At 33.5% G+C, this 25,227-nt stretch carries 24 protein-coding genes; 3 read left to right on the forward strand and 21 right to left on the reverse strand.

Annotated features, from left to right (window positions below; translation table 11 throughout):
- Window positions 1-9: 9 nt before the first annotated feature.
- The gene (locus KO361_02335) at window positions 10-285 is read left to right on the forward strand and encodes a DNA-directed RNA polymerase subunit L (GenBank protein ID MCC7574403.1); all 276 of its coding nucleotides are present in this window, start codon (window positions 10-12) and stop codon (window positions 283-285) included.
- Here the strand turns inward: KO361_02335 and uppS are convergent, their stop codons facing one another.
- The 3 genes from uppS to KO361_02350 are packed head-to-tail and all read right to left on the reverse strand — an operon-like array spanning window position 286 to window position 3,250.
- Entirely contained in the window at window positions 286-987 is a 702-nt protein-coding gene (gene uppS, locus KO361_02340) for a di-trans,poly-cis-decaprenylcistransferase (GenBank protein ID MCC7574404.1), read from the reverse strand.
- Window positions 988-1,422, reverse strand: coding sequence for a CBS domain-containing protein (locus tag KO361_02345; protein MCC7574405.1), 435 nt, complete (start codon window positions 1,420-1,422; stop codon window positions 988-990). It lies immediately after the preceding gene.
- A 13-nt stretch (window positions 1,423-1,435) separates the two neighbouring features.
- Complete coding sequence (locus tag KO361_02350; GenBank protein MCC7574406.1) at window positions 1,436-3,250, reverse strand: nucleotidyltransferase domain-containing protein; 1,815 nt, start codon at window positions 3,248-3,250, stop codon at window positions 1,436-1,438.
- 157 nt (window positions 3,251-3,407) lie between these two features.
- Here KO361_02350 and KO361_02355 point away from each other — a divergent pair, with 157 nt between their 5' ends.
- Window positions 3,408-3,959: a cytidylate kinase family protein gene (locus KO361_02355; protein ID MCC7574407.1), complete on the forward strand. Its 552-nt coding sequence runs from the start codon at window positions 3,408-3,410 to the stop codon at window positions 3,957-3,959.
- A 3-nt stretch (window positions 3,960-3,962) separates the two neighbouring features.
- On the opposite strand, the gene KO361_02360 is transcribed toward KO361_02355, so the two are convergent.
- The 16 genes from KO361_02360 to KO361_02435 form a co-directional block, all read right to left on the reverse strand.
- Window positions 3,963-4,373, reverse strand: coding sequence for a 30S ribosomal protein S6e (locus KO361_02360; protein MCC7574408.1), 411 nt, complete (start codon window positions 4,371-4,373; stop codon window positions 3,963-3,965).
- A gap of 103 nt (window positions 4,374-4,476) precedes the next feature.
- Window positions 4,477-4,854 (reverse strand): PadR family transcriptional regulator, encoded by a 378-nt coding sequence (locus KO361_02365; protein ID MCC7574409.1) that lies wholly within the window; start codon window positions 4,852-4,854, stop codon window positions 4,477-4,479.
- A gap of 11 nt (window positions 4,855-4,865) precedes the next feature.
- Window positions 4,866-5,306, reverse strand: a complete 441-nt coding sequence (rpiB, locus tag KO361_02370) for a ribose 5-phosphate isomerase B (protein MCC7574410.1) — start codon at window positions 5,304-5,306, stop codon at window positions 4,866-4,868.
- Complete coding sequence (eno, locus tag KO361_02375; GenBank protein ID MCC7574411.1) at window positions 5,303-6,547, reverse strand: phosphopyruvate hydratase; 1,245 nt, start codon at window positions 6,545-6,547, stop codon at window positions 5,303-5,305. Before eno ends, rpiB begins: the two co-directional genes overlap by 4 nt.
- Window positions 6,548-6,641: 94 nt before the next feature.
- Window positions 6,642-7,115, reverse strand: coding sequence for a hypothetical protein (locus KO361_02380; GenBank protein ID MCC7574412.1), 474 nt, complete (start codon window positions 7,113-7,115; stop codon window positions 6,642-6,644).
- A gap of 2 nt (window positions 7,116-7,117) precedes the next feature.
- On the reverse strand, window positions 7,118-8,878 hold the full coding sequence (gene infB, locus KO361_02385; GenBank protein MCC7574413.1) for a translation initiation factor IF-2: 1,761 nt from the start codon (window positions 8,876-8,878) through the stop codon (window positions 7,118-7,120).
- 56 nt (window positions 8,879-8,934) lie between these two features.
- Complete coding sequence (locus KO361_02390; GenBank protein ID MCC7574414.1) at window positions 8,935-10,425, reverse strand: hypothetical protein; 1,491 nt, start codon at window positions 10,423-10,425, stop codon at window positions 8,935-8,937.
- 95 nt (window positions 10,426-10,520) lie between these two features.
- Window positions 10,521-11,429 carry a calcium/sodium antiporter gene (locus KO361_02395; protein MCC7574415.1) on the reverse strand — a complete coding sequence of 303 codons (909 nt, stop codon included), beginning with the start codon at window positions 11,427-11,429 and terminating at the stop codon, window positions 10,521-10,523.
- A gap of 72 nt (window positions 11,430-11,501) precedes the next feature.
- Complete coding sequence (locus tag KO361_02400; protein ID MCC7574416.1) at window positions 11,502-13,487, reverse strand: ATP-binding protein; 1,986 nt, start codon at window positions 13,485-13,487, stop codon at window positions 11,502-11,504.
- A gap of 69 nt (window positions 13,488-13,556) precedes the next feature.
- On the reverse strand, window positions 13,557-13,781 hold the full coding sequence (locus tag KO361_02405; protein MCC7574417.1) for a DNA-directed RNA polymerase subunit K: 225 nt from the start codon (window positions 13,779-13,781) through the stop codon (window positions 13,557-13,559).
- Complete coding sequence (locus KO361_02410; protein MCC7574418.1) at window positions 13,782-14,567, reverse strand: exosome complex protein Rrp42; 786 nt, start codon at window positions 14,565-14,567, stop codon at window positions 13,782-13,784.
- A 10-nt stretch (window positions 14,568-14,577) separates the two neighbouring features.
- Window positions 14,578-15,273 (reverse strand): exosome complex exonuclease Rrp41, encoded by a 696-nt coding sequence (locus tag KO361_02415; GenBank protein ID MCC7574419.1) that lies wholly within the window; start codon window positions 15,271-15,273, stop codon window positions 14,578-14,580.
- Window positions 15,270-16,016, reverse strand: a complete 747-nt coding sequence (locus KO361_02420) for an exosome complex protein Rrp4 (protein MCC7574420.1) — start codon at window positions 16,014-16,016, stop codon at window positions 15,270-15,272. Before KO361_02420 ends, KO361_02415 begins: the two co-directional genes overlap by 4 nt.
- A 16-nt stretch (window positions 16,017-16,032) precedes the next feature.
- Window positions 16,033-16,761 (reverse strand): ribosome assembly factor SBDS, encoded by a 729-nt coding sequence (locus KO361_02425; GenBank protein MCC7574421.1) that lies wholly within the window; start codon window positions 16,759-16,761, stop codon window positions 16,033-16,035.
- A gap of 22 nt (window positions 16,762-16,783) precedes the next feature.
- Window positions 16,784-17,500, reverse strand: a complete 717-nt coding sequence (psmA, locus tag KO361_02430; GenBank protein MCC7574422.1) for an archaeal proteasome endopeptidase complex subunit alpha — start codon at window positions 17,498-17,500, stop codon at window positions 16,784-16,786.
- Between the two features lies 1 nt (window position 17,501).
- Entirely contained in the window at window positions 17,502-17,855 is a 354-nt protein-coding gene (locus tag KO361_02435) for a hypothetical protein (protein MCC7574423.1), read from the reverse strand.
- A 243-nt stretch (window positions 17,856-18,098) separates the two neighbouring features.
- Between KO361_02435 and KO361_02440 the strand changes: the two genes are divergently transcribed.
- Window positions 18,099-18,812 carry a hypothetical protein gene (locus KO361_02440; GenBank protein MCC7574424.1) on the forward strand — a complete coding sequence of 238 codons (714 nt, stop codon included), beginning with the start codon at window positions 18,099-18,101 and terminating at the stop codon, window positions 18,810-18,812.
- Between the two features lie 38 nt (window positions 18,813-18,850).
- Here the strand turns inward: KO361_02440 and KO361_02445 are convergent, their stop codons facing one another.
- The gene (locus tag KO361_02445) at window positions 18,851-21,067 is read right to left on the reverse strand and encodes a hypothetical protein (protein MCC7574425.1); all 2,217 of its coding nucleotides are present in this window, start codon (window positions 21,065-21,067) and stop codon (window positions 18,851-18,853) included.
- 3 nt (window positions 21,068-21,070) lie between these two features.
- Window positions 21,071-25,210: a hypothetical protein gene (locus tag KO361_02450; protein MCC7574426.1), complete on the reverse strand. Its 4,140-nt coding sequence runs from the start codon at window positions 25,208-25,210 to the stop codon at window positions 21,071-21,073.
- Window positions 25,211-25,227: the final 17 nt, after the last annotated feature.

Consider the following 25,227-nt stretch of genomic DNA (forward strand, 5'->3'; position numbering starts at 1 on the left):
CAATAAGACATGAAACTCACAATAATAGAAAATAAAGCACAAAAACTAGTATTTGAATTAGAAGGCGCAGACCACACATTATGCAATATTCTAAAAGACGAACTAAAAAATAATGATTCAGTAAGCGTATCAACCTACACAATAAGTCATCCACTAGTAGGAAAACCAAAATTCTTCTTAGAAACAAAAAAAGGAGAAAAACCAGTTGATGCCCTTAAAAAAGCAATAGATAACATAAAAAAACAAAACGCGACGATGCAAAAAGCATTCAAAACAATGAAGTGATTACTTCCCAAATCTTCTATCACGCTTAGAAAAATCATTAATGCACTTAACCAAGTCTTCTTTGCTAAATTCAGGCCATTTCTTATCTAAAAATACCCATTCAGAATACGTGCTTTGCCAAGGCAAAAAATTACTAGTTCTACGCTCACCACCCGTTCTAATAATCAAATCAGGACAAGAACTAAGATAAAGATTATCCTCAAAAACAGACTCATCAATATCCTCAACACTTAAATTCTTAGTTAACACATCATTAGCTATTCTTTTAACAGCCCTAAGAATTTCTTCTCTACCACCATAACCCAGCGCGACATTAAAAAAATAAGAATCATTATTCTTAGTTTTCTCAACTAATTCATCAATCCTTAATCTGACATCTTCAGGAAATAAAGATAAATCACCAAGAACTCTGATACGAACACCAGAATTTAAAAACTTAGAATCATTAAGAAGATTCTCAGAACATTTAAGAAATATATTCATCAAATAATCAAATTCGAGCTTAGGCCTATTAATATTCTGAACAGAAAACGCATAAACAGTTACTTCCTTAATATTAAGATCTTTACACCACTCAAGCAATTCAAAAACCTTTTTTTCACCGTACTCATGACCCTTCCAAGGACTAAGATTTAAAGACTTCGCAAATCTGCGATTACCATCCATTATTATACCGACATGACCAGGCTTAATATTAATCACCTAAACAGATTTATGTTCATCTGGCAGAAACTCAAACATACTATCTAATAAATCAGGCTCAATACCAAAAATGTCCTTCATAGTAACAATACCTTGCAAAACACCCTTCTCAATAACAGGCAAACGACGAACATCATTATTATTCATCAAAACCATAGCAGTATAAATACTTCTACCAGGCTCAATACTAATAATATCTTTAGAAGGAGTCATAATATCTTTAACAAGTATTTTATCAGGACTAATACCTGAAGAAACAACCTTAACAACTAAGTCTTGCTCAGTAACTATACCACAAAAAGCTTGCTTATTCATAACCACTAAGCTACCAACTTCTTTAGAAGCCATTATCTCAGCACAAGTCCTAGCAGTCTCAGAAACCTGAATAGTAACAGGTGTCGTCGTCATAATATCTCTTATAAAATAAGTCCTCATAAATAATACCCCCTCAAAGTATTAACTTTATCTTATCTTTAAAAATTTTACCTAAATCAATAATTAAAGATTCACAAACCTGCAAGTCCCTACCAGAACTAGGAGAATCCAACGCATCCTCAAAATCCTTAGGCTCACAACTCACAACCCTAGTTATTTTACCATCTTTCAAAAAAGCCTTCCTAATATTTTTCTCAGGAACCTCTATGTCCTCAATTAAAAACAATTCATCACCCGTCAAAATGATTTCACCAGTCTTAGAACCATGCAAGAACCTAACTCTTGTTTTTTGAACCTCTAATAAACGCCTACGCTGAGCATGCTCCAACAACTCAGCTATAACAAATTTAGAATTAGACACTAACTTATTAACCTCTGATTTTGTAAGTTTTCCAGCATCAAAATCTTTCTTAGCAGAAAAAATGCTTTTCAACTCAGAAAAAATATTAGGAGACAACAACCCCTTATCAGCGAGCTTAGACTTAGTAATAGTTATCAAAGAGTTTTCATCAACCTCATCCAACCCGTGAAGTCTAAGAACTTCCTTTAAAGCATGAACTAATTCATCAAACAACTTAACAAAAACCTCTTTGTCTTTCAAAGCCTGAATCTCCTCAAACAATTTCTTCATACGACTAAGAAAAATCTCCGTTTCTTCATACAACTCATCCAATAATTTACCAGATACTTTCTTCAAAATACCATGCTCCAAGTCCTTCCTAACCTTAACTAATCTTTCCAGAATCTTAACGTGCTTATCCTCTAACAATTTTTCTTTCTTAACAAATAAATGTCTAAGAACATCAGAACACTCCTTAGGCGTAGGAGGAGGCAAACCATAAATCATGACCGCTGCTTGACCAGTAGTAAGCGCAGCCCAATAAAAATCCTCCATACCAATCTCTTTAAATTTTAAAGAAACACGATCAAGAACTTGATCGCCCGCTTGAGCATACATATCAATAGCTTCAGGACTAGGTTTAATCCTACCCATTTGAAGAAGTTGCTTCCAAGGCATAAATGTGCCACGATCAAATAAAGGAACACCATCCCTTAAAAAAGTAAAAATCACAGGGTTAGCTTCTTTAACACTCTCCCAGAAATCAGTCAATAAATAAACTTGAACACCTAACTCTTTATCAATACCCGTCATTTTTCTAACTTCATAAACCATGCTAATAATAATAGATCTTAACTTATCTTTAAGTTCTACCCTAGTCATTTTTTTAACATCAGTATCATCAATAACCACGAAGGTATCAACATCAGACTCAGGCGTAGCCCTACCCTGAACTAAGCTACCTGCTAAGACATAAGAAACAATGTATTTCTCAAATTTCTTAGTAACCATAGCTTTATGAATCTCAGCCAATTTCAAAGAAGATAAAATACCCGTATCATAAACCGTGGCGGAATTAGCAATAAGCTCCATCAAATCATACTTAGCATCAAAACAATTCTGCCAAATATCAGTAACTAAAACAGTTAAAGGATTAAAAGATTTCTTAATACTCTCAGCCATTTTAGAAACAACTTCTGCGACTTTACCACGAAGCTCATCCTTACTCATTTTTTTACTATCAGAATCATCAATTACAACTAAGACATTAACTTTCTCCTTTTTCTCATCATCCTTACTAGGAGGAAGAAGAGCCAAACCCGACAAGTTACCTTCAAACTTAGCAACTAATTTATCTTTCAAAGATTCTAGATTTTTCTTGATATCATCAAGTTTTTTCTGAGAATCAACATCTAAGCCAGGAACATTAGCAGATTCTTTTTTATTATCAGACACACTTTTTTTTGATTTGTTATTTTTCTTAGCCATAAAAACAAACACCCCTAATTTTTTATAATAAGGTCATGAATAAAAAAAAACAAACTCTAGTTATATAAATGTTTTGCCAAAAAAATCAAAAAATATCCGAGAAAGAATTAGTAAAAGCAAAATTTTATTAATAAAAAACTAAAAACCAAAAAGTAAAATGAAAATAACAATATCTGGAACATTAGGAAGTGGAAAGAGCACAGTAGCAAAAATAATCTCAGAGAAACTAAACATAAAAAGATTTAATAGTGGAGGCCTAATGAGGCAAATGGCTGAAGAAAGAAATATGACTCTGAATGAATTACAAGAAATCGCTGAGAAAGACAGAAGCGTAGATGATGAAATAGATAGAAGACAAAAAGAACTAGGAGAAAAAGAAAATGATTTCATATTCGAAGGCAGATTAGGTTATCACTTCATACCTGATTCTTATAAAATATTCTTAAAAACAGATGTTGAAGTAGCTGCTGAAAGAATCTTAAAATCCATGAACGAAGAAAATAAAGAAAGACAACAAGAAGGACTAAAAAAAGATAAAAACGAGATAATAAACAGTCTTAAAAAAAGAAGAGAATCAGAACAAAAAAGATACCAAGAATTGTATGATTTAAACTACGAAGACGAAACTAATTATGATTTAATAATAGACACAACGAATATTAACGCGGAAGAAGTCAGCAATAAAATAATAAAAGAAATAAAAAAATAACAATTATTCTTCTTTAGGTGCTTCAACAGGAGATTCTTCTGCAGGAGCTTCAAACAAAGGCGTTTTTCCTTGTTTAGTAACCTTAAGATTGATTTGAACAGTTTTAGTAATAACTGTGTTACCTGCAACTGTTCTTCTAGCCTTACGACCATCCTCGTTTTTTCTAATACCTATACCTTTAACTATCAATATTTTCTTTCGGTTACCACCTAATACGTCTTTACGCATAGGAAACCCAGCATAATCACTACCACCTGTAATAACGAATTCATAACCAGGTAAACCAAAAGAATCACCTTTTATAGACTCCCCAATTTTTTTACCAATAAAAGCCTCAGCTTCTGCATCTTTAACATCCTTCTTCAAAGTCTTCTTAGAAACAGGATCCCCAATGTTTAACTTAAATTCTACCATTTTTTTTACCTCCGAGAGCATCCGTAACCAATAAATGATTAGGCCTCAGTAAACAATAGAAAAAACTATTCATTTTTAAATCTAACTACAAAAAAACAAAGAATTAACGCTTAATCCTTCTAATCTTGTTCTTTAAACCAAAAAAATACCTAGAAAACAAAGAATAAGACAAATCCAAATCATGTTTTCCTTTAACAGTTAAAAAATAAACTTTTCTCCTACCCTGCTTCTCAAACCTGACTAAACGCTTATTTTTAAGTTTCTTAAGAGCAGGATAAATAGTACCCGGAGTCAAAACAGTTCCTTTTCTCTTACCAATTTTTTTAGCTAAGTCCTCACCTGCTAAAGCCTTACTGCTTAACTCATGAAGAATTAAGAAACTAAGCAACCCTTTAAATTCGATGAAAGGAGACTCAGAAACAACATTAGCTTTAACAACTTTTTTAGATTTCTTCTTAACAACAACTTTTTTATCAACCACTACGACACAACTCACTTTTTTAATTCAAACTTCTTAATTTTATTAATCCTACGAAGATGTCTTCCCTTCAAAAAATCAGAAACAAAAAAAGCTTTAACAATACCAGGAACATTTTTTTTAAGAGTTTTACCACTAAGCACTAAAACATTAGCATCATTATGAGACCTGCTCAACTTAGCCTCAGAAGGCGTATGACAAAGAGCAGCTCTAACCCCTTTATACTTATTAGCAGCGATACTCATACCAATACCTGAACCACAAACAAGAATTCCTAAAGACTTATTCTTAATAACTGCTTCAGAAACCTCGAAAGCAAAATCAGGATAATCATCCGATTCCTTATTAGAAGGAGAAAAATCCTCATAATTAAAATCATTATCTTCCAAGAACTTAGTAACTGCTTCTTTAACTTTTACGCCTGCATGATCACTAGCAACAAACACTCTCTTCATAAAGAACCCCTCTTACCATACTTCATCCTAGGAAAAACACTGCTAATTCTTAATAATTGATTATATTTAGCAGTTCTTTCACCACGAGCAGGAGCACCTAACTTTATTTGACCACAACCAATACCCACCGCTAAATCAGAAATAAACGCGTCTTCAGTTTCACCACTCCTATGACTAACCATGACGTTCCAACCCGCACTCTTAGCTAAAAAAACCGCGTCAAGAGCCTCAGTAACTGTGCCTATTTGATTAACTTTCAAAAGCAAAGCGTTACAAAGCTTTTTCTGAATAGCCACTTTTATTCTTTCAATATTAGACACAGTTAAATCATCACCCACTATTTGAACTTTTTTACCAACCCTCTTAGTAAGAGCTGCGAAGCCATCAAAATCATCTTCAGAGAAAGGATCCTCAATACTAATAATTTTGTAATCATTAACTAATCCAACATAATACTCAACTAATTCAGAAGAAGACATAAACTTATTTTTATAAACTTCGTACCTCTTAACATCTTTATGATAAAATTCAGAAGCCGCAGGATCTAACGCGAAACCAACTTTAGAGAAATAACCTGCTTTTTTAGACGCGATAGTTAACAAATCAAGAGCTTCCTCCGCTCTAGTAATAGGAGGTGCAAATCCGCCTTCATCACCCACAGACGTAGCAAAAGAACCAAAAGACTCAGCGAGAATATCTTTTAAAGAATGATAAATTTCAACTACTATCCTAACAGCTTCCTCAAAATTCTTAGCCTTATAAGGCACAACCATGAATTCTTGAAACAACAATTCATTACCACAATGCTTCCCTCCGTTAATAACGTTAGCAAAAGGAACAGGTAAAACAAACTTAGAATTATTAACTAATTTTCCCAAGTATTCATGAAGCGTTAAATCATAACTAATCGCACCAACCCTAGCACAAGCCATACTAACACCTAGTATAGCATTAGAACCAATAATTTTTTTATTAGGACTCCCATCTTTAGCAATCATGGTTTCATCAATTAAGAATTGATCATCTATAGCTAATCCCTTCAAAACAGGACTAATAACGCGTTTAACTTTATTAACTGCTTTAGAAACATTCTTACCTCTGTACTCTTTAGTTTTATCTCTTAATTCAACAGCCTCATGAGAACCCGTACTAGCACCAGAAGGAACCATCGCGGAAGCGACAAAAGAAGACGTAAAAACCTCTGCTTCGACAGTAGGATTACCCCTAGAATCAAGAATCATACGCGCATTAATATTCTCAATTTTCACAAAAAAACACCTCTATTATTACAAATAAAAGACAAAGAACTAAGATATAAAAACTTTTTGGAAAAAACTAATTAAGTTCTTCATTAACATTTTTAAGTTTCCTAGATGAAGAAACAGAATTAAAAGCAATAAAATCCTTAACTTTAGCGCAACCAAGAAAATCAGATTCATTTTTCAAAATAACAAAACCCGATTCCACACCTATTCTTACATCAAACCCTTTGAACCAATCATGCTTTTCTTCCTGATTAATCTCAACAACGTTACAATTACACCTATCACCTATTAGCTGAGAACCTTCAATGCTTAATCTGAAACCATCCTTGTAAAACTTACCAAAATATAATCCGAGAGCATCAACCCTTAATTTATCAAAATCAAGCAACTCAACATCCCTATTAATTAAAAAAACCTTTTCTTTTTTACTAAGAACAAAAACATAATCAAGCTTTTCATCAAAACAAAATTGTTCCCTCAAAAAAAACATTATCTGCTTCACAGCCTTAGCATTCAAAACTTCATATTTACCAATATTAACCAAAACTAAACACCCCACACAGGGTTATGCTTACGCTTAATAGCAACAATTTCCTTCAAAACATCAAGCTCTAACTTAGACAAATGCTTAGTTAATTTCTTAATCTTCCTAAAATCATGCTCAGACATATCAGAAAAATAAATTTCTCCTTCAACTAAGCGTTTCTCCGCGATGATATTAGGAAAACTAGCCGCGACTTGTCTTCCCTTCTCAACTTCAGAAATACTTTTATTCTCAGATTGCATACTCTTAATAACATCAACCTTATTACCTTGCTTATCCATCAAAAAAGTACCTGACTTAACAAATCCTTCAATCACTTCTATACCTGCAATACAAGGATTACTCTGTCTAAAAATACAATTTTGCAAAACCTCTACTTTAGCAGGTCTAACTAAAGATTTAAGCTCTTCAGCCTCAAGCTTAGCAGTGACCTCATCAGACCACAATTTGTACTCATCAAGCAAAGAATAAATAATATCTTTAACAACCACTTTAACCTTATCCGTAGATTTTTCTTGTTTAATATTAAAACCAAGAATGACAGAGTGTAAAGGATCATCATCATAAGATGATTCAGCATCAGACAAATCCTTCTTAGTAATATTACCAATGCTAGCACGCCTAATACTAATATTTTGCTCCCTAAGCAACTTAATCAAAGCTTCCAAGCTACCAATAGTATCAGCTTTAACAATAATACCTTTTTTATCAGTTTCAAAAGCAACTTCATTAATTTGCTTCATTAAAGACTCTCTTAAAACATACTCATCCTGATCCTTTAAACCATGCAAAGGCATCCCCGCAACGACTTCCTCAGTAAAATCAGGACTACTAATCTTCACACCAGTAGCCGCAATTATTTCCTTAACGACTTTGAACCTAGACTTTTTATCACGCATATCCATTAATTCCTGAGGCATCAACAAAGCCCTAACCCTTGCAATTAACGGTTCAGATAAGGTACCAATCATCACAGTATCTCCTGCTTTCAAAGAACCATCATAAATAATTGCGTCAACACAACGACCAAGACCTTTATCATCCTTAACTTCTAAAATAATACCCTTAGCAGGCCCAGAAATATTTAATTTAAGACTTTCTTCTAAGAATTTTTGAGCTAAACCAGTAATAACCATTAACAACTCATCTAAACCAATACCCTGAGTCGCCGAACAAGGAATAATAGCGACTTGCTTAGTATAATCATCAACACGATCAAAACGCTCCGCGCTAATACTAAAACGTTCATAAAGAAAACCAATTAATTCATAAATCTTAGTTTCAACGACTGTACGAACAGACTCGCTTTGATCCTTAAAAGAAGCAGAAAACAAAGAACTAGTCTTTCTAAAACCCTGAATCAAATCAACTTTGTTAGCAGCAATAACAAAAGGCGTCTTAAACGCCCTAAGAATCTCAATAGCCTCAACTGTTTGAGGCTTTAAACCTTCATTAATATCAATAACAACAATAGCTATATCCGCTAAGTTACCCCCTCTTTTTCTAAGACTAGTAAAAGCCGCGTGACCAGGAGTATCAATAAATAAAATACCAGGAATAGTTATATTCATCTTTAAAGAATCAATTATAGGACCACACTTCTTTCTAATTACATCAATAGGCATAATAGATGCGCCAATTGCTTGAGTAATAGCACCAGCTTCACCTTTAACAATATTAGTACCTCTAACCGCGTCAAGAATACTAGATTTGCCATGATCAACATGACCCAGCACCGAAATAATAGGTGAACGAATAGCCATAACTCAAAGAACAACCTTTTATTATAAAAAACTAACTAAAAAAAAAAGAAAAAAAATTAAAAGAAATCCTCTTGTTTTTGCTTCTTCGTCTTCTTAAAATAAGGAGGATTAGACAAAACAGTTCTTTCTTTATTATTACTGGATTCAAACTTAGCTTTAGCCTTAGGAAGAGTTAAATCACCAACAACTTTTAATCTGGCTTTTACTTTATAAGTAAAAATTCTTTCTTCAAAAGGTTCTAATTCTTCAATATCCCAATAAAGCAACGTGCCTTTCTTAGAAGTCTTATTAACCCTAGACGGCCTAACATGACCAAGCTGAGTAGATTCAACGTAATCAGTTATACCTGATACTTTATCAATCACAGTTAAGTTCTTAACGGAACTACCTGAACGACTCCTAACAAATAATCTTATTCTAATATCAGAAGAACCTTCTCCTTTATCATGATCAATAACCACAACTTCTTTCTCGACAACCACAGGGCTTCTAAGATTAAAATACATAAATATTGCTAAAACAACCAATAATAAGAAAATAACCAAAGGCCAATAATTAGTTCTAACAATTATTATTTTTTGTTCGGTCGGCTTCAAAGTATGAGTCCACAAGAAACTAGATTCGCCATCAACAACTACGAATTCAGCACTAGGCGAAGTCTTAGAAAATAATTTCTTTAACCAACCAGCAGATAATGTAACTTCAGCTACTGCGTCCCTATTACCAAAGTTCTCAACAATTATCGTGTTAGTAACAATGAACAAAGCACTCCTAGAAGTTTCAAGTCTTGAAGGAGTAGACGAATAACCCTCCACTATGACTGTACCTCTATCCTGAGAAATAACTCTGTCAGTTTTAGGATAATAAATTTGAACAACTACTTCATATTCTCCAGGTGCTTGTAAAGGATCAAGCTGAAAAATGAATTCACTAGGAGGAATTTCTTGCAAAGGACCAATATTTATTTTTTCTTGACCTCTAAACAAATCACTAATAATCCTAATTTCTGCATCTTCAATATTTAAAGGATTCCTGTTTTTCAAACCCACAGTTAACCTAGCAGTATACCTAGGATCATATTTCTGAGGAAGATTAAGAATTACTTCTACGTTAGGAACAAAATCAAAAAATAATCCATCATAACTCATATGAACAGGAACTTGAAAAGTTTCAGATTCACCAGTTATTTGAGATTTTAAAATCAGATTCAAAGTATACACACCAATAGGCGTAGCTGGCTTAGGCCAAATATTAAGAACAAAACTCTCCGTGCTCTTAGGACGAACAAGTACTGAGGAAGGAGAACTCATCCAATTAAGAGAGTCACCAAGAGAAAGACGAACATCATATCTTCCTTCAGTTTCAAGCAAATTAGTTATAGTTATGTTATACGTAGCAAACTCATCAGGACTAATCCTGAAATTAATATTATTCTGACTCATAGCGAATTCAGAAGCTAAAGTAGAAGTTGACAAAAACAACAAGAACATAAAAGATGCTAAAATTATTGATGAAACCCCAAACATTGATGATTTTTTAAATACCATTTATAATTCCCTCCCTATAATAACGAAGATAGAAATCATTATTTAAATATTTTTCTTTGAAAAACACCTTAAATAACATAAAATGAAGAAAATAATTATTTAAAATACATGAACAACAAATAAGATGCGTAAAGAATTAAAAAAATTAAACCATGATATTTATTCAAATGATAATGATTCTTGATTTTGTTTTTCATTAAAAAAAACGTTAATAACAAAATACTAATAATTACGAATAAAAAATTTAAAACTCCGAACGAAGAAAAACCAATAGGAGCAACTAATGCTGAAACTCCTAGAACTAGCAAAACATTAAAAATATTAGAACCTATAACGTTACCAACAGCTAAATCATTTTTATTCTTTAACACACTAATAATAATAGTAACTAGTTCAGGAAGCGAAGTACCAAACGCGATAATAGAAGAACCAATAAACATAGTTGAGATTCCTAAAGACTCAGAAATAGATATAGCTCCCCCCACCACCCAATTACCCCCAAAATATAAACCTAGAGAACCAATCAATACGTAAAAAACAGAGAGTTTAGAATTGACTTTTTCCACGTTTTCAACGAACTCCTTCTTTCTACGAAGAATAATAAACAAATAAACAAAGAACAACAATAACAACAAAACACCATGAAACCTAAACAAAACAAGTTCTCCAAATAATAAAAAAGAAGAAAAAATAAGTAACAACAAAGCAAACACAGAACCTAAACTAAAAGGAATATCTATCTTAAAAGAATTCTTAGAAAAAACCAAAGAAACAAATAAAGCACCAACACCAAGAACTAGTAAAGTATTAGCAACATTACTGCCCGCTATGTTACCAATAATCAAATCATTCTCTCCTCTAATAGATGAATAAATATTAACAACTAATTCAGGAAGCGAAGTACCAAGAGCAACAACAGTTAAACCAATAGTCATCTCAGAAACATTATATTTAAGAGAAATCGCTGAAGCCCCTTTAATTAATAAATCCGCCCCTTTAATCAAGAACAAAAAACCTAAAAAAAATAGTAAATATTCAAACATGTATACACCAAGAAAAATAATAATTTAAACAATTTATAAATATTCTGGTTCGTACTTAACAACGAAACAATCAGAATCATCAACGACGTTAGTAAAACCTCTAAGCTTATCCAATAAAGAATCAACATCCACTAAGACTTGTTTTTCCTCACTAAAACTTACAGATTCAAAATTAATATCATCATGATTGGCCAACTTAGATAACTTAGAAAAAACATAATCATCACAAAGAACAAAAGAATCATTCTTATTAATCAAGAACCCTTTATTTAACAAAGACAAAATTTTTTCATTAACACCTAAAGAAAAACCTTGCTTAATAAGATCTTGCTCTTTAAACTCTTTTGACCTAAACGCGAATCTTAAAATACTGATTTCAGAATCATCAAGACTTTTCAAATCAGGAATCTTCTTAGTAACAAAATCATCCTTATTAATAATTATTTCACCATTAACCAATTCTATAAGCAAAGAATACTCACCTTCCTTATCTTTACAAGTAATCTTCTTACAAGGAATAAGCACATTACGAATCTCACCAATAGGAGAATCACTCATCAACCTCAAATCCTTATGAGACAAACCATGCTTAATCAAAGGCATAACTTTTTCTTCCTCAAAACTAGATACTTTATCCAAAAAATCAGAAGAAGACTCACTAATAACAGTGTGAGCTTTCCCCCCATGAAGACTCATCCTAGGCCTAATATTAACAAATAAAGGAACATCAGTTAAACCCGTAACTAACGCAGTACCAATAGGTAAATTCTGAATTTCTTTCTCAACAGAACCAGTAAGACCCTCAACAGAAGCACTAAGAGCCTTCAAATCATTAGGATTAGTAACTTTTAAAATTAATTGAGTAGAACACTGACTAAGCACGGATTTATCAACCCTAGCAGGCCTTTGACTTATAGCACAAAGCCCCAACCCGAACTTCCTACCCTCAGAAGCAATATTCCTTATAATCTTACTAGCTTTAGTCTCACCAAAACTACGCTCAGGACAATAATTATGCGCTTCTTCAAGAACCAAGAAAAAAGGAGGAACTTTATTCTTTTTACGAAGCTCAAACAAATCCTTACAAAGCTTAAACACAATAACTTCTTGAACATCAGGATTAATACCTTTAAGATTAATAATAGTTGCCTTACCAGGTTTTAAAAAATCAGAATAAGGAACAGGCGTACCAGAAAAAATATGCATATCCTTCAAGTGCTCAACCATGCTCATAATGCTCCACTTAGCACTACTCTCCTCAGATTCTAAAGCAAACATAATAGAATCAAAATCAGAACTCTTAGCAGTTTTTAAAGCACTAAAAAGAATCGCTAACTGAGTATTAGACATCTTACCAGGCATTAAATGAACAAGCTCTTGCTTATCAGAAGTCCTAGATAAACGAAGAGGCCTACAACCCTTAACAATTTCAGAATCACCAAATTCAATAACTTCAAAAGACTCAGGTTTCAAATCCAAAAAAGAAAGCTTCTCCAAATCCTGAACGACATCATTCTTAAAACGAAGAGAAGAATACTCCCCGTGAGGATCAATTATTAACAAAGGAATATTTCGTCTAATCATTTCCTCTAACAAAACACCTACTGCATAAGACTTACCAGACCCTGACTTAGCAAGAACAGCTAAATGCATAGACAAAACCTTGTTAAGATCCAAAAAAACCTTAATGTTCTTACCTTCTAATTCACCAATAAACGCTCCATTAGAAACATTAATCTTAATAACTTCCTCAATGAAATCATCCTCAGCCTCTAAAACCTCAGAACCAATATCTAAAGGAATCCTAAGCTTCTTAACCTTTTCATCCTCTTTAAAACCAATAATTTGACAAAACCCCGTAGTAGCATTAACTTCCTTTAAAATTTCAACTACTTGAGCCAAGACATAACCATAAGAAGGATGCATAACTTGAACGTACTGAAACTTTTTAGGTTCTTTTTCTGCATGAAAAAAGAAATCATTAGTCGTCGACTTTCCTACTATTCTACCTAAAATCATTAAAAAGAGTTATTAATCATCATTTATAATTATTTCTACAAACAAAAAAAGAAAAAAAAGAAAAAAGAATTATTTTTCGTGAGGCTTTAACCTCTTAATCTGCATAGGCAAAACACCTTCTTCAAATTCCTTCTTAGCAATCTCTAAAGGATTATACTTAAGCTCCTCTAATTGCTTCTTAGAAAGCTTAATCAAAAAAGGAGCACCCATACCTATCTGAAGAGCCCTAGCCCCAATTAATCTAGCTTTCTCATACTTAGTCACATAACCCTCTGGCAAAGATATCCTAGTCATTCAATTCACCTCGACTATTTTAGATCTTAAAACTTTAGAAGTCTTAATCGCTAAATCAACCATTTTCTCAATGTCCTTCATAGTTAAAGGAGAATCTCCTCCTTTCTGCAAAGCACAAATCTTATCATCATCCAAAACAGTCACAGTTAAACGAGCATCAACAGCCTTCTCCTCCTCATCAGTAGGATCAACGATTAACAAATCACCAATCTTACAAACAGTAATAGGAACAGGCATTTTTTGAAGCTCCAAAGTCTTATCAGTCTTAACATGATAATCAACAGTACCATCCTCATTCATCTTAGGAAACCTAGCATTCTTCAAAGCAGCAAGAGCAGCCAAGCCACCCATATCAATTAAGTTCCCATCATAATTCAAAGGAACAATATCAATAGCCACAGTCCAAACTTTTTCTCCTTTCTCCAAACAAAGAGACTTAGTATTGAAAGCCTTACTCTCCCTAATACCCCTATCTATAACTCTAGCAGTCTCAATGGATTCAATACTAGGAGGACCAGATTCAAATTCAGGATTACTAAGAGGAAGAAGCTCAGCTCCAACCATTAATACTCCGTCTTCAGGTGTATCAGGATAAGGCTTCTCAATAGCCATCTTAACACCTGCAAGAACCTCTGCGTCACCAAAAATGATCTTCGCAGAACCCTCAGCAGTAGATAAAAAACCAGTCTCAATACTTATAGGTCTTAATTCTTCAAGCTTCCTACCATCAATCCTTATACCTTTCTTTAAAGCATTCCTTATATGTTCTTTTACTTCATGATTCATCATAATTACCTCATTTATACTTATTCTTTAAAGCTTCTCTTTGCTTCTCAGCAATTAATCTCAAAGCAGGCTTAACCATTTCCAAGCCTTTAAAAAAATCCTCCTTTGAAACAATACCATCCATTTGAAGAAGAGTAATTTCTTCAGTGCTAGGAATCATCGCAATAGGAACATCCGCAGCTTCATTCTCATCCATGTGTTCTTCATCACCATCCAAGTCAACCAATAAATTACCACGAACCATACCCACTGAAACAGAAGATACCATGTCTTTCATAGTTAAACCCGCATCAGCCAAAGCAATAGCCGCTGCACAAATACCAGCACACCTACTACCCGCATCTGTTTGAGGAAGCTCAATAAAAACATCCACTACTGTGTTAGGATAATCCCTTAAATCAAGAACAGGCCTTAAAGCCTTCTCAGTCACCATACTAATCTCTTTACTTCTACGAGAAGGACCAGGTCTAACCCTAGAACCATCACCTGAAAAAGGAAGCATGCTGTAATTACACCTAAGAATCCCTGTTTTAGGATCTTGCAAAAACTTAGGATGCAATTCCCTAGGACCATAAACAGCCGCGTAAGCCTCAGTATCTCCTATTTTAAAACGAGCAGAACCATCCGCTTTCTTTATAACACCAGCCTCTGCTTCTACAGGCCTAGCTTCATCAAATTTTCTCTTACTTGGTCTTTCAAAAGTCATTGTTGATCACCTTGATTATTATGCTCAGATTCATCTTGCTCAGATAAATCAATAATTCTACCAGTTCTTTGTTCTAAGAACACCTTTATTTTATCAGTCATACCTTGATGATGACTTTCTTTTTCAATCTTCTTAATGGTTTCAGAAACAATCACTTCCATGTCAGGAGTACCCTCAAACCAAATCAAGCCATTCTGACCAATCATTATTTTACAATCAGTCCCTTTCTTAATCATAGAAACCATAGAACCTTTTTTACCAATAATCCTAGGAACCTTGTTAGGATTAACTTTCATAACTCTACCACCCCTAAGCTTTTTAAGCCCAGGACCCTTAGCAGTTACATCTATTAAGTTCTGACTAGTAACATTAGTTATTTTAACCATCACGAAATCTTCCAAATTAAAATACCTAGTAAGATCAGCGCCTTTAGCAATGAAATCAAAACTAGCATCCTTCAAAGGAAGAACAGCGGAATAAGGACAATTAATATCAAGCCTCCAACCACTCATTAAAATGTCATCGACCTTACCAATAATAACGTCGTTTCTTTGAGGTAAGTACCTACCCGCCATAGGAATAGATCTAAGCACTTTGCCTTCAACAGAGATAACTCCTAATCTATTCGCTAAGATGTCTTCGCTCAATCTGTAAGTCCCGTTACTTGGCAAGAAATCCAAGCCCTTAGCAAGAATTTGCCCAGGAACTACTACTTCTTTATCTTTCACTAATAATTCTCCCATTTTTCTTTTTCACCTTTCATTTATTAACATTAACTTCCGCGGAACCCTTAGTCCTCGAACCTAACTCATCCACTAAGTCCGCGTACATACCCGCAGGAATCTTCATTTTACAAACATAAGAACCATCACTCAACCAATCCTCAGACACAACAGAGCCTTGAGCCTTCAAAAAACCATGAAGCTTAGCAGCGAACTGCATAGGCAACCTTATCTGAAGAACTTTCTCCTCAACCCTGATAGGAAGAACAGGTTTTAAACCAGAAATAATTTCTTGAACTTGGTCTTCTGCTTTTCTATATTCATCAATTTTTAATTTAGATTCATTCAACGCGGACTCAATTCTATTAACAGGATGAGGTAACCCAGACCTAGGATCAATAGCTATTCTATGAATAGCATTAATTATTTGTTTTCTCTTCTCATCACGAAGCTTCTCTCTGTGCTCAGAAGATAATTGAACTTCTCCTTGTTTAATTAATTTCAAAGCAGCCTTAAAAAAGTCTTTAGTCAAAAAAGCTTGTTCTATGTCTTCTTCATTAGCTAATTCGCCTTTCTTCGCGTCAGAAAAAATATTCTCAGATTTTAACAACTCAGATAAATCCTCTATTGAATCAGAATTCTTATTCTTGAAATCAATAGCTAAGTCAGGATCAACAACTATTTCAAAGTTCTTACCGAACTTAGTAAACCTAACAAGGTTAAACTGAACTTTTTCATGAGCAAATATTTTTTCTTTCATTCTCATAACGAATCACCTAATCTTTTTTTTATTTACAAAATTTTTCTAATTTATCTTTTGGAACTTTTTCCATTTGCTTTGTGCTTAAAGGAATAATAGCTGCGTCGATTCGCTCAGGCTTAAAATTATCATTCAAAAATTTTTTAAGCATCTTAATAGCTAGTTGAAGACCTTCATCAACACTCATAGAGTCTTTGTATTCTTTATGAAGCATTTCTTCTATTTCAGGTTCTCCCTCACCAATAACAGTTGCCTTGTATTGATAATAAAGACCTGTCGGATCCGTTTCGAACAAAGTCAAACCAGTAGAATCAATGCCTGCAACTAATAAAGACACCCCAAACGGTCTTAAGCCTCCCGATTGAGTACAAAGTTGTTTTAGATTACACATGTCTTTGACAACCGCTAAGTTATCAATAGGATTATCATATTCTACGCGGTGTTGCTGAGCCTTAACCTGAGCTCTTTCAACTAAGACACGAGCATCAGATAATATACCTGCAGCAGTAGCCATGACGTGATCATCAATCTTAAAGATTTTCTCTATTGTATCAGGAACTACTAATTTGTCAACTAATCTCTTATCCGTCACTAATATAACGCCGTCTTTACAAACCATGCCTATAGCCGTGTTTCCTAATCTAACTGTTCTCTTCGCGTATTCAACTTGAAGAAGCCTACCATCAGGACTAAACATAGTTATAGCTCGGTCATAACCCATCATTTGATGTTGTACTGGTTCCATATTAATTACCTCCTAAACGTCTTGGTTCAGTTCTCGCTTTGTTAACTGAACCTGAAACTTTTTTTGTTGTTAAAATAACTTTTCTCGACCCTAATTCATTAATAAAAAGAAGAGAAGCTTTAACCCTGTCTAAGTACTTCGCTGAAGCCCTAATCAAAGCACAATTATCTTTAAAATCTAAAGGAATCAATCCCGCGCCCGCAGCATCTATTATTCCTAAGTTGTGATTAATCTTAGTCACTAATTCATTTAATGGTCTACCCACAAATTTATTAGTATCTAAAGTTATTAGTTCAATGTTCAAATACCTTTTTTTTTCTTTAAGGCTAGGCATAAGACCTTTTATTCGTCTCATAATAGTCACCTAGAAGAACCAACCCTCGCTCCATTCTTCTTTATATAGAGGGGGAACAAAAATTTGTTTATAAAGTTTTGTTTTTAACAGTACCAAGCGCCTTAAAAAAGACTCGGACTAAAAACAGGAAGTATTAAAAAAAAAGTAACTATTTATAAATGAATAACCGAAAAGAATAAAAACAAAAGAAACAACTCAAGATTCATAAAACTTTAAAATCTTAAAATTACGAAGGTGATACCTATGGCTAAGAAAAAAGATGAAAAACCCGAACACATGAAACACGTAGATACATACATGAAACACGCTGATGCAATAGATGTGTTCTCTGATAATTTACACTTGAAAATAATGAATGCTACTTCTAAGACTTTATTAAAAGAAGGATCATCATGGGTTAAAGACGGTGAATATGATAGAAAAGCTATTGCTAAAGGTGGAAAAGTAATAGATGATTTAACTGACGCTATGCTTAATGACTTAATAGCTGCTTCGTCACCACAATTCAAAAAGATGTATAATATTGATTTACCAAAATTAGGAGATGATCCTGCTTCAAAGCATTTCTATGAAAAATTCTTAGGTATAAATAAGAAAAATGTTAGAGAATTCGTAGATAAAAACAAGAAGAATTGGAGTCCTGAAGTACACCACGATTTCACGAGTGATTACGCTAAAAACTGGGTTAACGAACTTAGTTCTTATGCACACTCACACATAGACGCTGAGAAACACTTAGATGATTACATAAAAGAATACAAATTAAAAGACATCATAGACGATAAGATGCTTCCCGCATTTAAGAAATCAAATGAAGCTTCTTTACTAATAAGAGGAATGCTTGATTATTACAGAAAAGAAGGAAAGAACCCTGATGCAGGCGTAGTGCAAAACTTAGCGAATGCATACAAGCAAGAATCTAAAGGAAAAATAGACATAACAAAATACCTAAAATAAAAAATAAAAAAACTTTTTTTCTTTTTTTTCTTATTGTTTTATCTTTCGAATTTAGGAACGAATAATTCTTTGTGTTCTTCTTCCATCTCCACGACTTTACCCATAATAGTTAAGTCATGATGATATCTTACATCCTTAATATTATAAGAAGGATAATACAAATACAAGAAATTATTATACTTCAAATCCTCTACATTAATGGAAAAGAAATCAGGTTCATTAATGAATAATCCGCCTATTACGACTGAGTCGTTAAATGCTGTTTCATTAAATGTTACTTCTTCTTCACCTTTGAATAAGTCCCTAAAGAAACCAGAACTAATAGAATATGTTTTTTCAGGAACTAACAAAACAGGATTTTGTTCATTCGCACCAAGAACTCTTTCAGAAACAAGAATAACTTCGTAATTACCAGGTAATAAAGAAGTTTTTATCTCAGTTTCAGGATAAGACAAATTAAATATTCTTACAAAGCCCGGATTATCTTTCATTATTAACATAACAGTTAATATTTCATTTTCTTCAAGAACACGACCATCTTCCATTGCTAAATCCAAAGACCATGTTCTTTTCTCAGCGTCTTCTAATTCATTAATTTCTACGTTATTAACAAAATAAGATTTTTTTCTAGGCCTAATAATTATTTCTTTTTCAGGATACACTTCTAATATGAATTCATAAGACTCCTCAACTGTTAAATCAGAATCATAACTAACTTGGTAGTTCCCAGTTAAACTATGAAATTCTCCTCCGAAGCAAGGAGGAAGAAAACCTTCAATAACTGCTGAACCATCTTTCATCTTAGAATTACCAACAGGAATCGTAACGTCCAAACAAGTATATGCAAGAGCAAAATCCTCAACAGGACTCTCATCATAACCATTTCTAACAATTACTTTAACAGGAATAGTTCTTTGATCAGGATACCCGAATCCACCAAAATCATCTTCTAATTCATAAGAATCATAAACTATTTCTTCGAAGTCAGTTAACAAGAACTCGTTTTGTCTAACATTAACTTCAACTACGAACCTAAAAATATAACCTTCGTCATTAAAAGCAAAGGGATCCTCTACGGTAACTAGTACAGGATAAGCAATATCATAAAAGAATTCATAATCAGTCATAGCAAAATTAAACAAACCAAGCATACTAATTTGGAGCTTAGGCACCGCGGTAATAACAGGACCAAAACCAGGCTTTATGTTCAAATACATAGGCCAAGAAGGCATATAATCAAAAGAAACCCTTGTTCTTTCAAGCTTATCAGCATCAATATCAAAAGGTGGAAAAATAAAAGATGAATAAATCAAGTTAGCATAAGGATCATTAGTTAAAGGAATAAAAGAATCATAAGCACCCATAACTTGCAAGAAACCAGAATTATCAGCTAATTCAGTTCTCAAAAGTTCTTTAGATTCAAACAAGTTCCAAATAGCAGGAGAACTAACAGTGTGCTCACTATAACGACTAATAGGGGGAATAACAGCATTTTTACCACCCATACTCATTAATTCAAGCACTTTAATAGTGTACTCTTCCAAGAAAGAAGCATCAGAATAAAGTTGTGATTCATACAATAATTGCTTAGCAAAATCAAAAGTTTTTCTAAATTCCAAATCAACAACGTCATTAAACTTATTAAGCTTAGCAACAGTGTCATCCTCAAAGAACTCAACTTCTAAACCCCAATCAAGCTCAACAAAAACATCATCCATTCTAAACAAAACATTAGCAAAAGGCTCAGAATAAGAAATAGAATACAAAGAAGCATAATTACTAAAATCATTCAAACAATCAACGATGTTAGATTCAATGTAATCCTCAACTTGAGCCTTAACAGAATTAGGGCCGGATTCAAGAGATGGCACACCCATAATTAAAGAAACACTATCACCACCAGGATTATTAGGAGAATAATACCAATAAGGAATAACTTGATTACTACCAGGAAAAAACTCTAAAGCAGTATTCAAATACTCAGGGACTAAACCATGCTGAAACTGAGAAACATCTATGTAACCCCCTTGCAAACCCACCCTTATTAGAGCTTCTTTAGTTAAAGAACCAACACAATAATTAACATCAAGAACTAAAGGACTAAGCCTAGCGTCAAACTCAGTAACCAAAGCATCAGTAGGATCAGGCTCTACTTCATCAAACAAAAGAAAAAAAGCAATAAAAACTAAAACAAACACTATTAAACCCAAAATAACAAACACCGTAACTTGACCCTTTTTTTTATCCCAAACCATTTTTTATTCACTCACCAATTTTTGACAAATATAATTCTTATCCCCAACGACATCAAAATAATCACGAAGACCATTAACACTCACAGAGAACTCTAAACAAACCTTAACGAAGTCACCTTCATGCCTTATAATCTTACTACCCATACCCCCGAAGTTCTCAGGAACACCACTAGACGCCATAGGCTCCTCAGAACCAATAACTAACTTAGTAAAATCAACTTTATTACCTGCAGAGTCATACATATAAATATTATAACCTAACTCACCACCTTTACTAGTATAAATTCCTCCTTCAACCCAATAATTATAATAAGAATCCTCACCAGGAACTCTTTGAATACTTGATTTTCTACCCGTTATAAAAGCGCCAGGCCTATGACCCGCAGCACCCGCCTTAACCAATAAACCACCAGTATCAGGACTAACCGCTCTAAAACTCTTACTACAGAAACCCCAATCACCACTACCCGTATCAGCGAACCACTGAGAAAGCTGACCCATAGCTGTATGCCTTCCAAAATCAGAAGAAGACTCATCATCATCTCCCCCAAAGAAAGAACCAAGACTCCTAATAGCAGTTATACCACTAGAAACACCCCACGCAGTTTTAACACCCGTAGTAATAGAACCAAAATGATCCTCAAACTTCATATCAACAGCATTATTCCTTTGCTGACGAGACAAATTCTTTTCAGCGCCTTTAATAAGCTTAGCCGTATCCCTACTCTCCTTATTAATATTTGACCTTGAACATTCATCAATATTAAAAGGTTCACTATTACATAAAGCTAATGCTTCCGAATAAGCAGTATGTTTTTCTTGAGCCCTACGACAAGACCTAGACTGCTCATTACTTTCACAAGAATCTATAACCTCTTGACGAGCTGCATTCACCACTTCTTTATCTATAATTTTATTAGATTCAAAAATACTAATACCTGAAGCAACACGATTTAACTCATCAATATTTTCCTGATGTTCAGCTTTAGTTTTATAAAAATCATTCAAAAGTTTAACTTCAGTAGCTAAACCTTTCTTAAGATCAGGATACTTCTCAATTAATGCTTCATATTTCTTTTGGTTAGCTTCAGAAACCATATTAAAAGATTCAACGTTACCGAAAATACCGACGAATTTATTTATATCATGACTACTAAGCTGAGTTTCTAAATCTGAAATCTCTTTTTCCACACTAGCTAATTCCTTTTCTAACTCTTGTTTTGATTCTTCAAGTCTTATTAAATCCGCTAAATGCTCATTTTCCTCACCTATAATCTCAGGATGTTTTTCAAGATCTTCTATTTCAACCCTAATACTTTCCAACTCTTTTTCTAAATTTAAATACTTATCAGTTTTTCTGTTCAAATCATTATTAATTACTTCATACTTTCTAATATTAGATCTGGCAAAAGAATCTTGATTGAAATTACCAATAAGTTTACCTTCAGGAGAATAAACATTATAAGAATCAACAACTATTTTATCACCATCAAATCTGACATTATCAGGACTAACAATTCCTATGACTGTTTCAGTAACTTCATCCTTCTTTGTGATTCTTTCAACTACTTGGAACTGATAATCATCCTCATCATAAACCAAGTACTTGTTACCACCTAAAGATTCGCTGTAAGATAAATCAACAGCTTTAGGGAAGTGACCTACTTGTTGATCAATAGCTAATCTGCTCTTAATAATCCTATCAGCCTGAGTTAAAGGAACCTGACAGAAAGGAGCAGGATCAACCTTGTTAATATTCTTAGCTTGTTCAACCACGCTCTTCAAAGTGCTTATGAAAGTTCCTAAGCTTTGAACAAACACATTAGTTAAACACGCACCTTTAAGCAAGTTATTAACAGAGTTACCTTGAGCCATTATGCTACACGCAATAGGGAAAGCAAAACCAAACAAATTATAAGGATTATTAACAACATCGCTGAATCTAGAAGAAAAATCCCTAAACATATTAACAAAAGGAATCGCATCTAAAACACCTGTAGCTGTGTAAACACACGTAGAATAAGATCTTTCAGCCTCACAATAAGAAACACTTTGACCATGTTCAATCATACCAGTAGTTAAACAATCAAGATAATTACACTCAATGGATTGTTCAACTTTCAAATGATGAATAACAGCAGGAACACACTGCATAGCATAAGCAACATATTTACTCTTGTAAGGATCGTAGAAACTAGAATAACTATCTCTACCAAGCATTTGAGGAACCATATCCGCATCAACAGATAAATAATTCATAAAATCATCCAAGCCACTAACCAAATCAAAACCAACAATATCAGAAACAAAACTACCTTTACACATTAAGTAATTACAAAACTTAGCTGCATTCTTCACCATTTTATCATCTGATTTAAGAAGATTAATTGAAGACCCTGTTTCAATCATACCCAGTCCCGCATTTTGTTGACCCATCATTAAACCCACAACTTCTAAGACTTCACCAGCAGAACTCAATAAGCCCCCAACACTTTCTATGCCTGTTAACATAGTGCAAAACCTTATAGCGTTATCCATACTAGAATCCAACCCTTCAAAGACTTCTTCGGATCTCTCAATTTGCTCCCTTGTTGACTCAATACTATTATAGATCTTATCAGTTAAAGTATCCCTATTATCAAGAGTAATACTAAAAGTAAGATTTACTTTTTCAGGCTGAGAATAAAAATAACCATCTTTCTTAGATAATATTTCAAATTCACAAACATGCTTTAATTCACGAATATCAGAGTACCTATTATTGCTAGGATTATCAAGACCTGTTTGTCTTAAACCAACCCTAACATAAACTTTTTTAGAATCTTTATCAAAATTAAGAACATCAAACTTAGTAACATCTCCGCGAGTACCTGTTTCATTCACAATAACAGGAACACAACTACCAGTGTTCCCTTTAACACTTAACAATTCAGCACCTGAAACTCCTGATAAAATAGCTTCAACATAAAAAGTTCTTTCATAACCCATGTTACGAACATTCATTTTATTAGAAGACTGCACAGTAGCACCAAGACTCCAAAAATTAGGAATAATTTCTCTTTCAACTTCTACTAATTCAACTTCTAAATCTTCACGAACCTTATTTCCCGCAGCATCAGTAAAAATAACAGGAACAACATAAGTTCCTTTAGTAGTAACTAAAGACCTAACCCCCGCGGAACAATCAAATAATCCATCACGCAAAATACACTGACCAGTAATATTAGCCGAACCAACACTTTCACCTATTACTAACATATCCAAGACCGGGCTAACCGCGTCATAAACCTTAGCACTAATCCTGAACGTGTCATCAACACCAGTAAATCCAATTTCTCTAGCATCCACAACTTTTATTTCCTTAATCTCAGGAGGAGAAGCATCGCAAACTAAATTAAAATTATTATGCGTCACTTGTCTTCCTGCATCATCACTACTAGGACGACCCTCAAAAGGAAACAATGAAGCTCTAAATGCTTGATTATCTTCACAAACAATATTAACAGTACCATTACAATTATCAAAATCACAACCAATTATGTAACCCCTAGTACCCCCCAAGCTAAAACCTAAAAGACCACGAAAAAAACCAGCTTCTGAACTTTCAAATTTTAAAATAATATTATTAAAACCTGAAGAGATATAACAAACTTCTTCGTGACAAAACCTAGTCCCTATTAAATTAACCTTAGGATTAGCAGTCGTTCTCTTAAGAGGAATAATATTAGAAGAAACATCATCACCACGTTTTGCTATTATTTCAACTTCAGAAACATGAGTTGATTTTTCAAGAATTAACCCTCTAAACAAACAATTATAATATTCTTCTCTTTGTTCACAAGACGCTTTGCTTATATCCCAAGAACCATATTGACTCACATAACTATTCGTATAAATATTATCGTTTAAGTCACTAACATCAAAAACTATTCCTTGAAGAAAATCAGCATGAACTTTAACTTCTAAGTCAACAACGATAGGCGCCCTCTCAGAATAATAAGTAAGAGTTTTATTATTCCAAACTAATCTAGAATCAGTAATTTCAAGCGCGAACACACTATTTAACAAAGAAATAAAAATGAACAATAACAAAAATACCTTAACACCTTTCAAATGACTCACACCTTTTTTGAATTTAAACATTTTTATTTAAAAAGTTT

The sequence above is a fragment of the Candidatus Woesearchaeota archaeon genome, from assembly GCA_020854775.1.
GTDB lineage: Archaea > Nanobdellota > Nanobdellia > Woesearchaeales > 21-14-0-10-32-9 > 21-14-0-10-32-9.

What these genes read in the sequence shown, in the direction of transcription:
- KO361_02445 (MCC7574425.1), bottom strand. Translation starts at nt 21,067, where the DNA reads ATGGTTTGGGATAAAAAAAAGGGTCAAGTTACGGTGTTTGTTATTTTG.
- KO361_02415 (MCC7574419.1), bottom strand. Translation starts at nt 15,273, where the DNA reads ATGACTTTTGAAAGACCAAGTAAGAGAAAATTTGATGAAGCTAGGCCT.
- KO361_02420 (MCC7574420.1), bottom strand. Translation starts at nt 16,016, where the DNA reads ATGGGAGAATTATTAGTGAAAGATAAAGAAGTAGTAGTTCCTGGGCAA.
- KO361_02425 (MCC7574421.1), bottom strand. Translation starts at nt 16,761, where the DNA reads ATGAGAATGAAAGAAAAAATATTTGCTCATGAAAAAGTTCAGTTTAAC.
- KO361_02450 (MCC7574426.1), bottom strand. Translation starts at nt 25,210, where the DNA reads ATGTTTAAATTCAAAAAAGGTGTGAGTCATTTGAAAGGTGTTAAGGTA.
- KO361_02410 (MCC7574418.1), bottom strand. Translation starts at nt 14,567, where the DNA reads ATGAATCATGAAGTAAAAGAACATATAAGGAATGCTTTAAAGAAAGGT.
- KO361_02435 (MCC7574423.1), bottom strand. Translation starts at nt 17,855, where the DNA reads ATGAGACGAATAAAAGGTCTTATGCCTAGCCTTAAAGAAAAAAAAAGG.
- KO361_02335 (MCC7574403.1), top strand. Translation starts at nt 10, where the DNA reads ATGAAACTCACAATAATAGAAAATAAAGCACAAAAACTAGTATTTGAA.
- psmA (MCC7574422.1), bottom strand. Translation starts at nt 17,500, where the DNA reads ATGGAACCAGTACAACATCAAATGATGGGTTATGACCGAGCTATAACT.
- eno (MCC7574411.1), bottom strand. Translation starts at nt 6,547, where the DNA reads ATGATTCTTGATTCTAGGGGTAATCCTACTGTCGAAGCAGAGGTTTTT.
- KO361_02405 (MCC7574417.1), bottom strand. Translation starts at nt 13,781, where the DNA reads ATGACTAGGATATCTTTGCCAGAGGGTTATGTGACTAAGTATGAGAAA.
- KO361_02400 (MCC7574416.1), bottom strand. Translation starts at nt 13,487, where the DNA reads ATGATTTTAGGTAGAATAGTAGGAAAGTCGACGACTAATGATTTCTTT.
- rpiB (MCC7574410.1), bottom strand. Translation starts at nt 5,306, where the DNA reads ATGAAGAGAGTGTTTGTTGCTAGTGATCATGCAGGCGTAAAAGTTAAA.
- KO361_02355 (MCC7574407.1), top strand. Translation starts at nt 3,408, where the DNA reads ATGAAAATAACAATATCTGGAACATTAGGAAGTGGAAAGAGCACAGTA.
- KO361_02345 (MCC7574405.1), bottom strand. Translation starts at nt 1,422, where the DNA reads ATGAGGACTTATTTTATAAGAGATATTATGACGACGACACCTGTTACT.
- KO361_02360 (MCC7574408.1), bottom strand. Translation starts at nt 4,373, where the DNA reads ATGGTAGAATTTAAGTTAAACATTGGGGATCCTGTTTCTAAGAAGACT.
- KO361_02390 (MCC7574414.1), bottom strand. Translation starts at nt 10,425, where the DNA reads ATGGTATTTAAAAAATCATCAATGTTTGGGGTTTCATCAATAATTTTA.
- KO361_02350 (MCC7574406.1), bottom strand. Translation starts at nt 3,250, where the DNA reads ATGGCTAAGAAAAATAACAAATCAAAAAAAAGTGTGTCTGATAATAAA.
- KO361_02440 (MCC7574424.1), top strand. Translation starts at nt 18,099, where the DNA reads ATGGCTAAGAAAAAAGATGAAAAACCCGAACACATGAAACACGTAGAT.
- infB (MCC7574413.1), bottom strand. Translation starts at nt 8,878, where the DNA reads ATGGCTATTCGTTCACCTATTATTTCGGTGCTGGGTCATGTTGATCAT.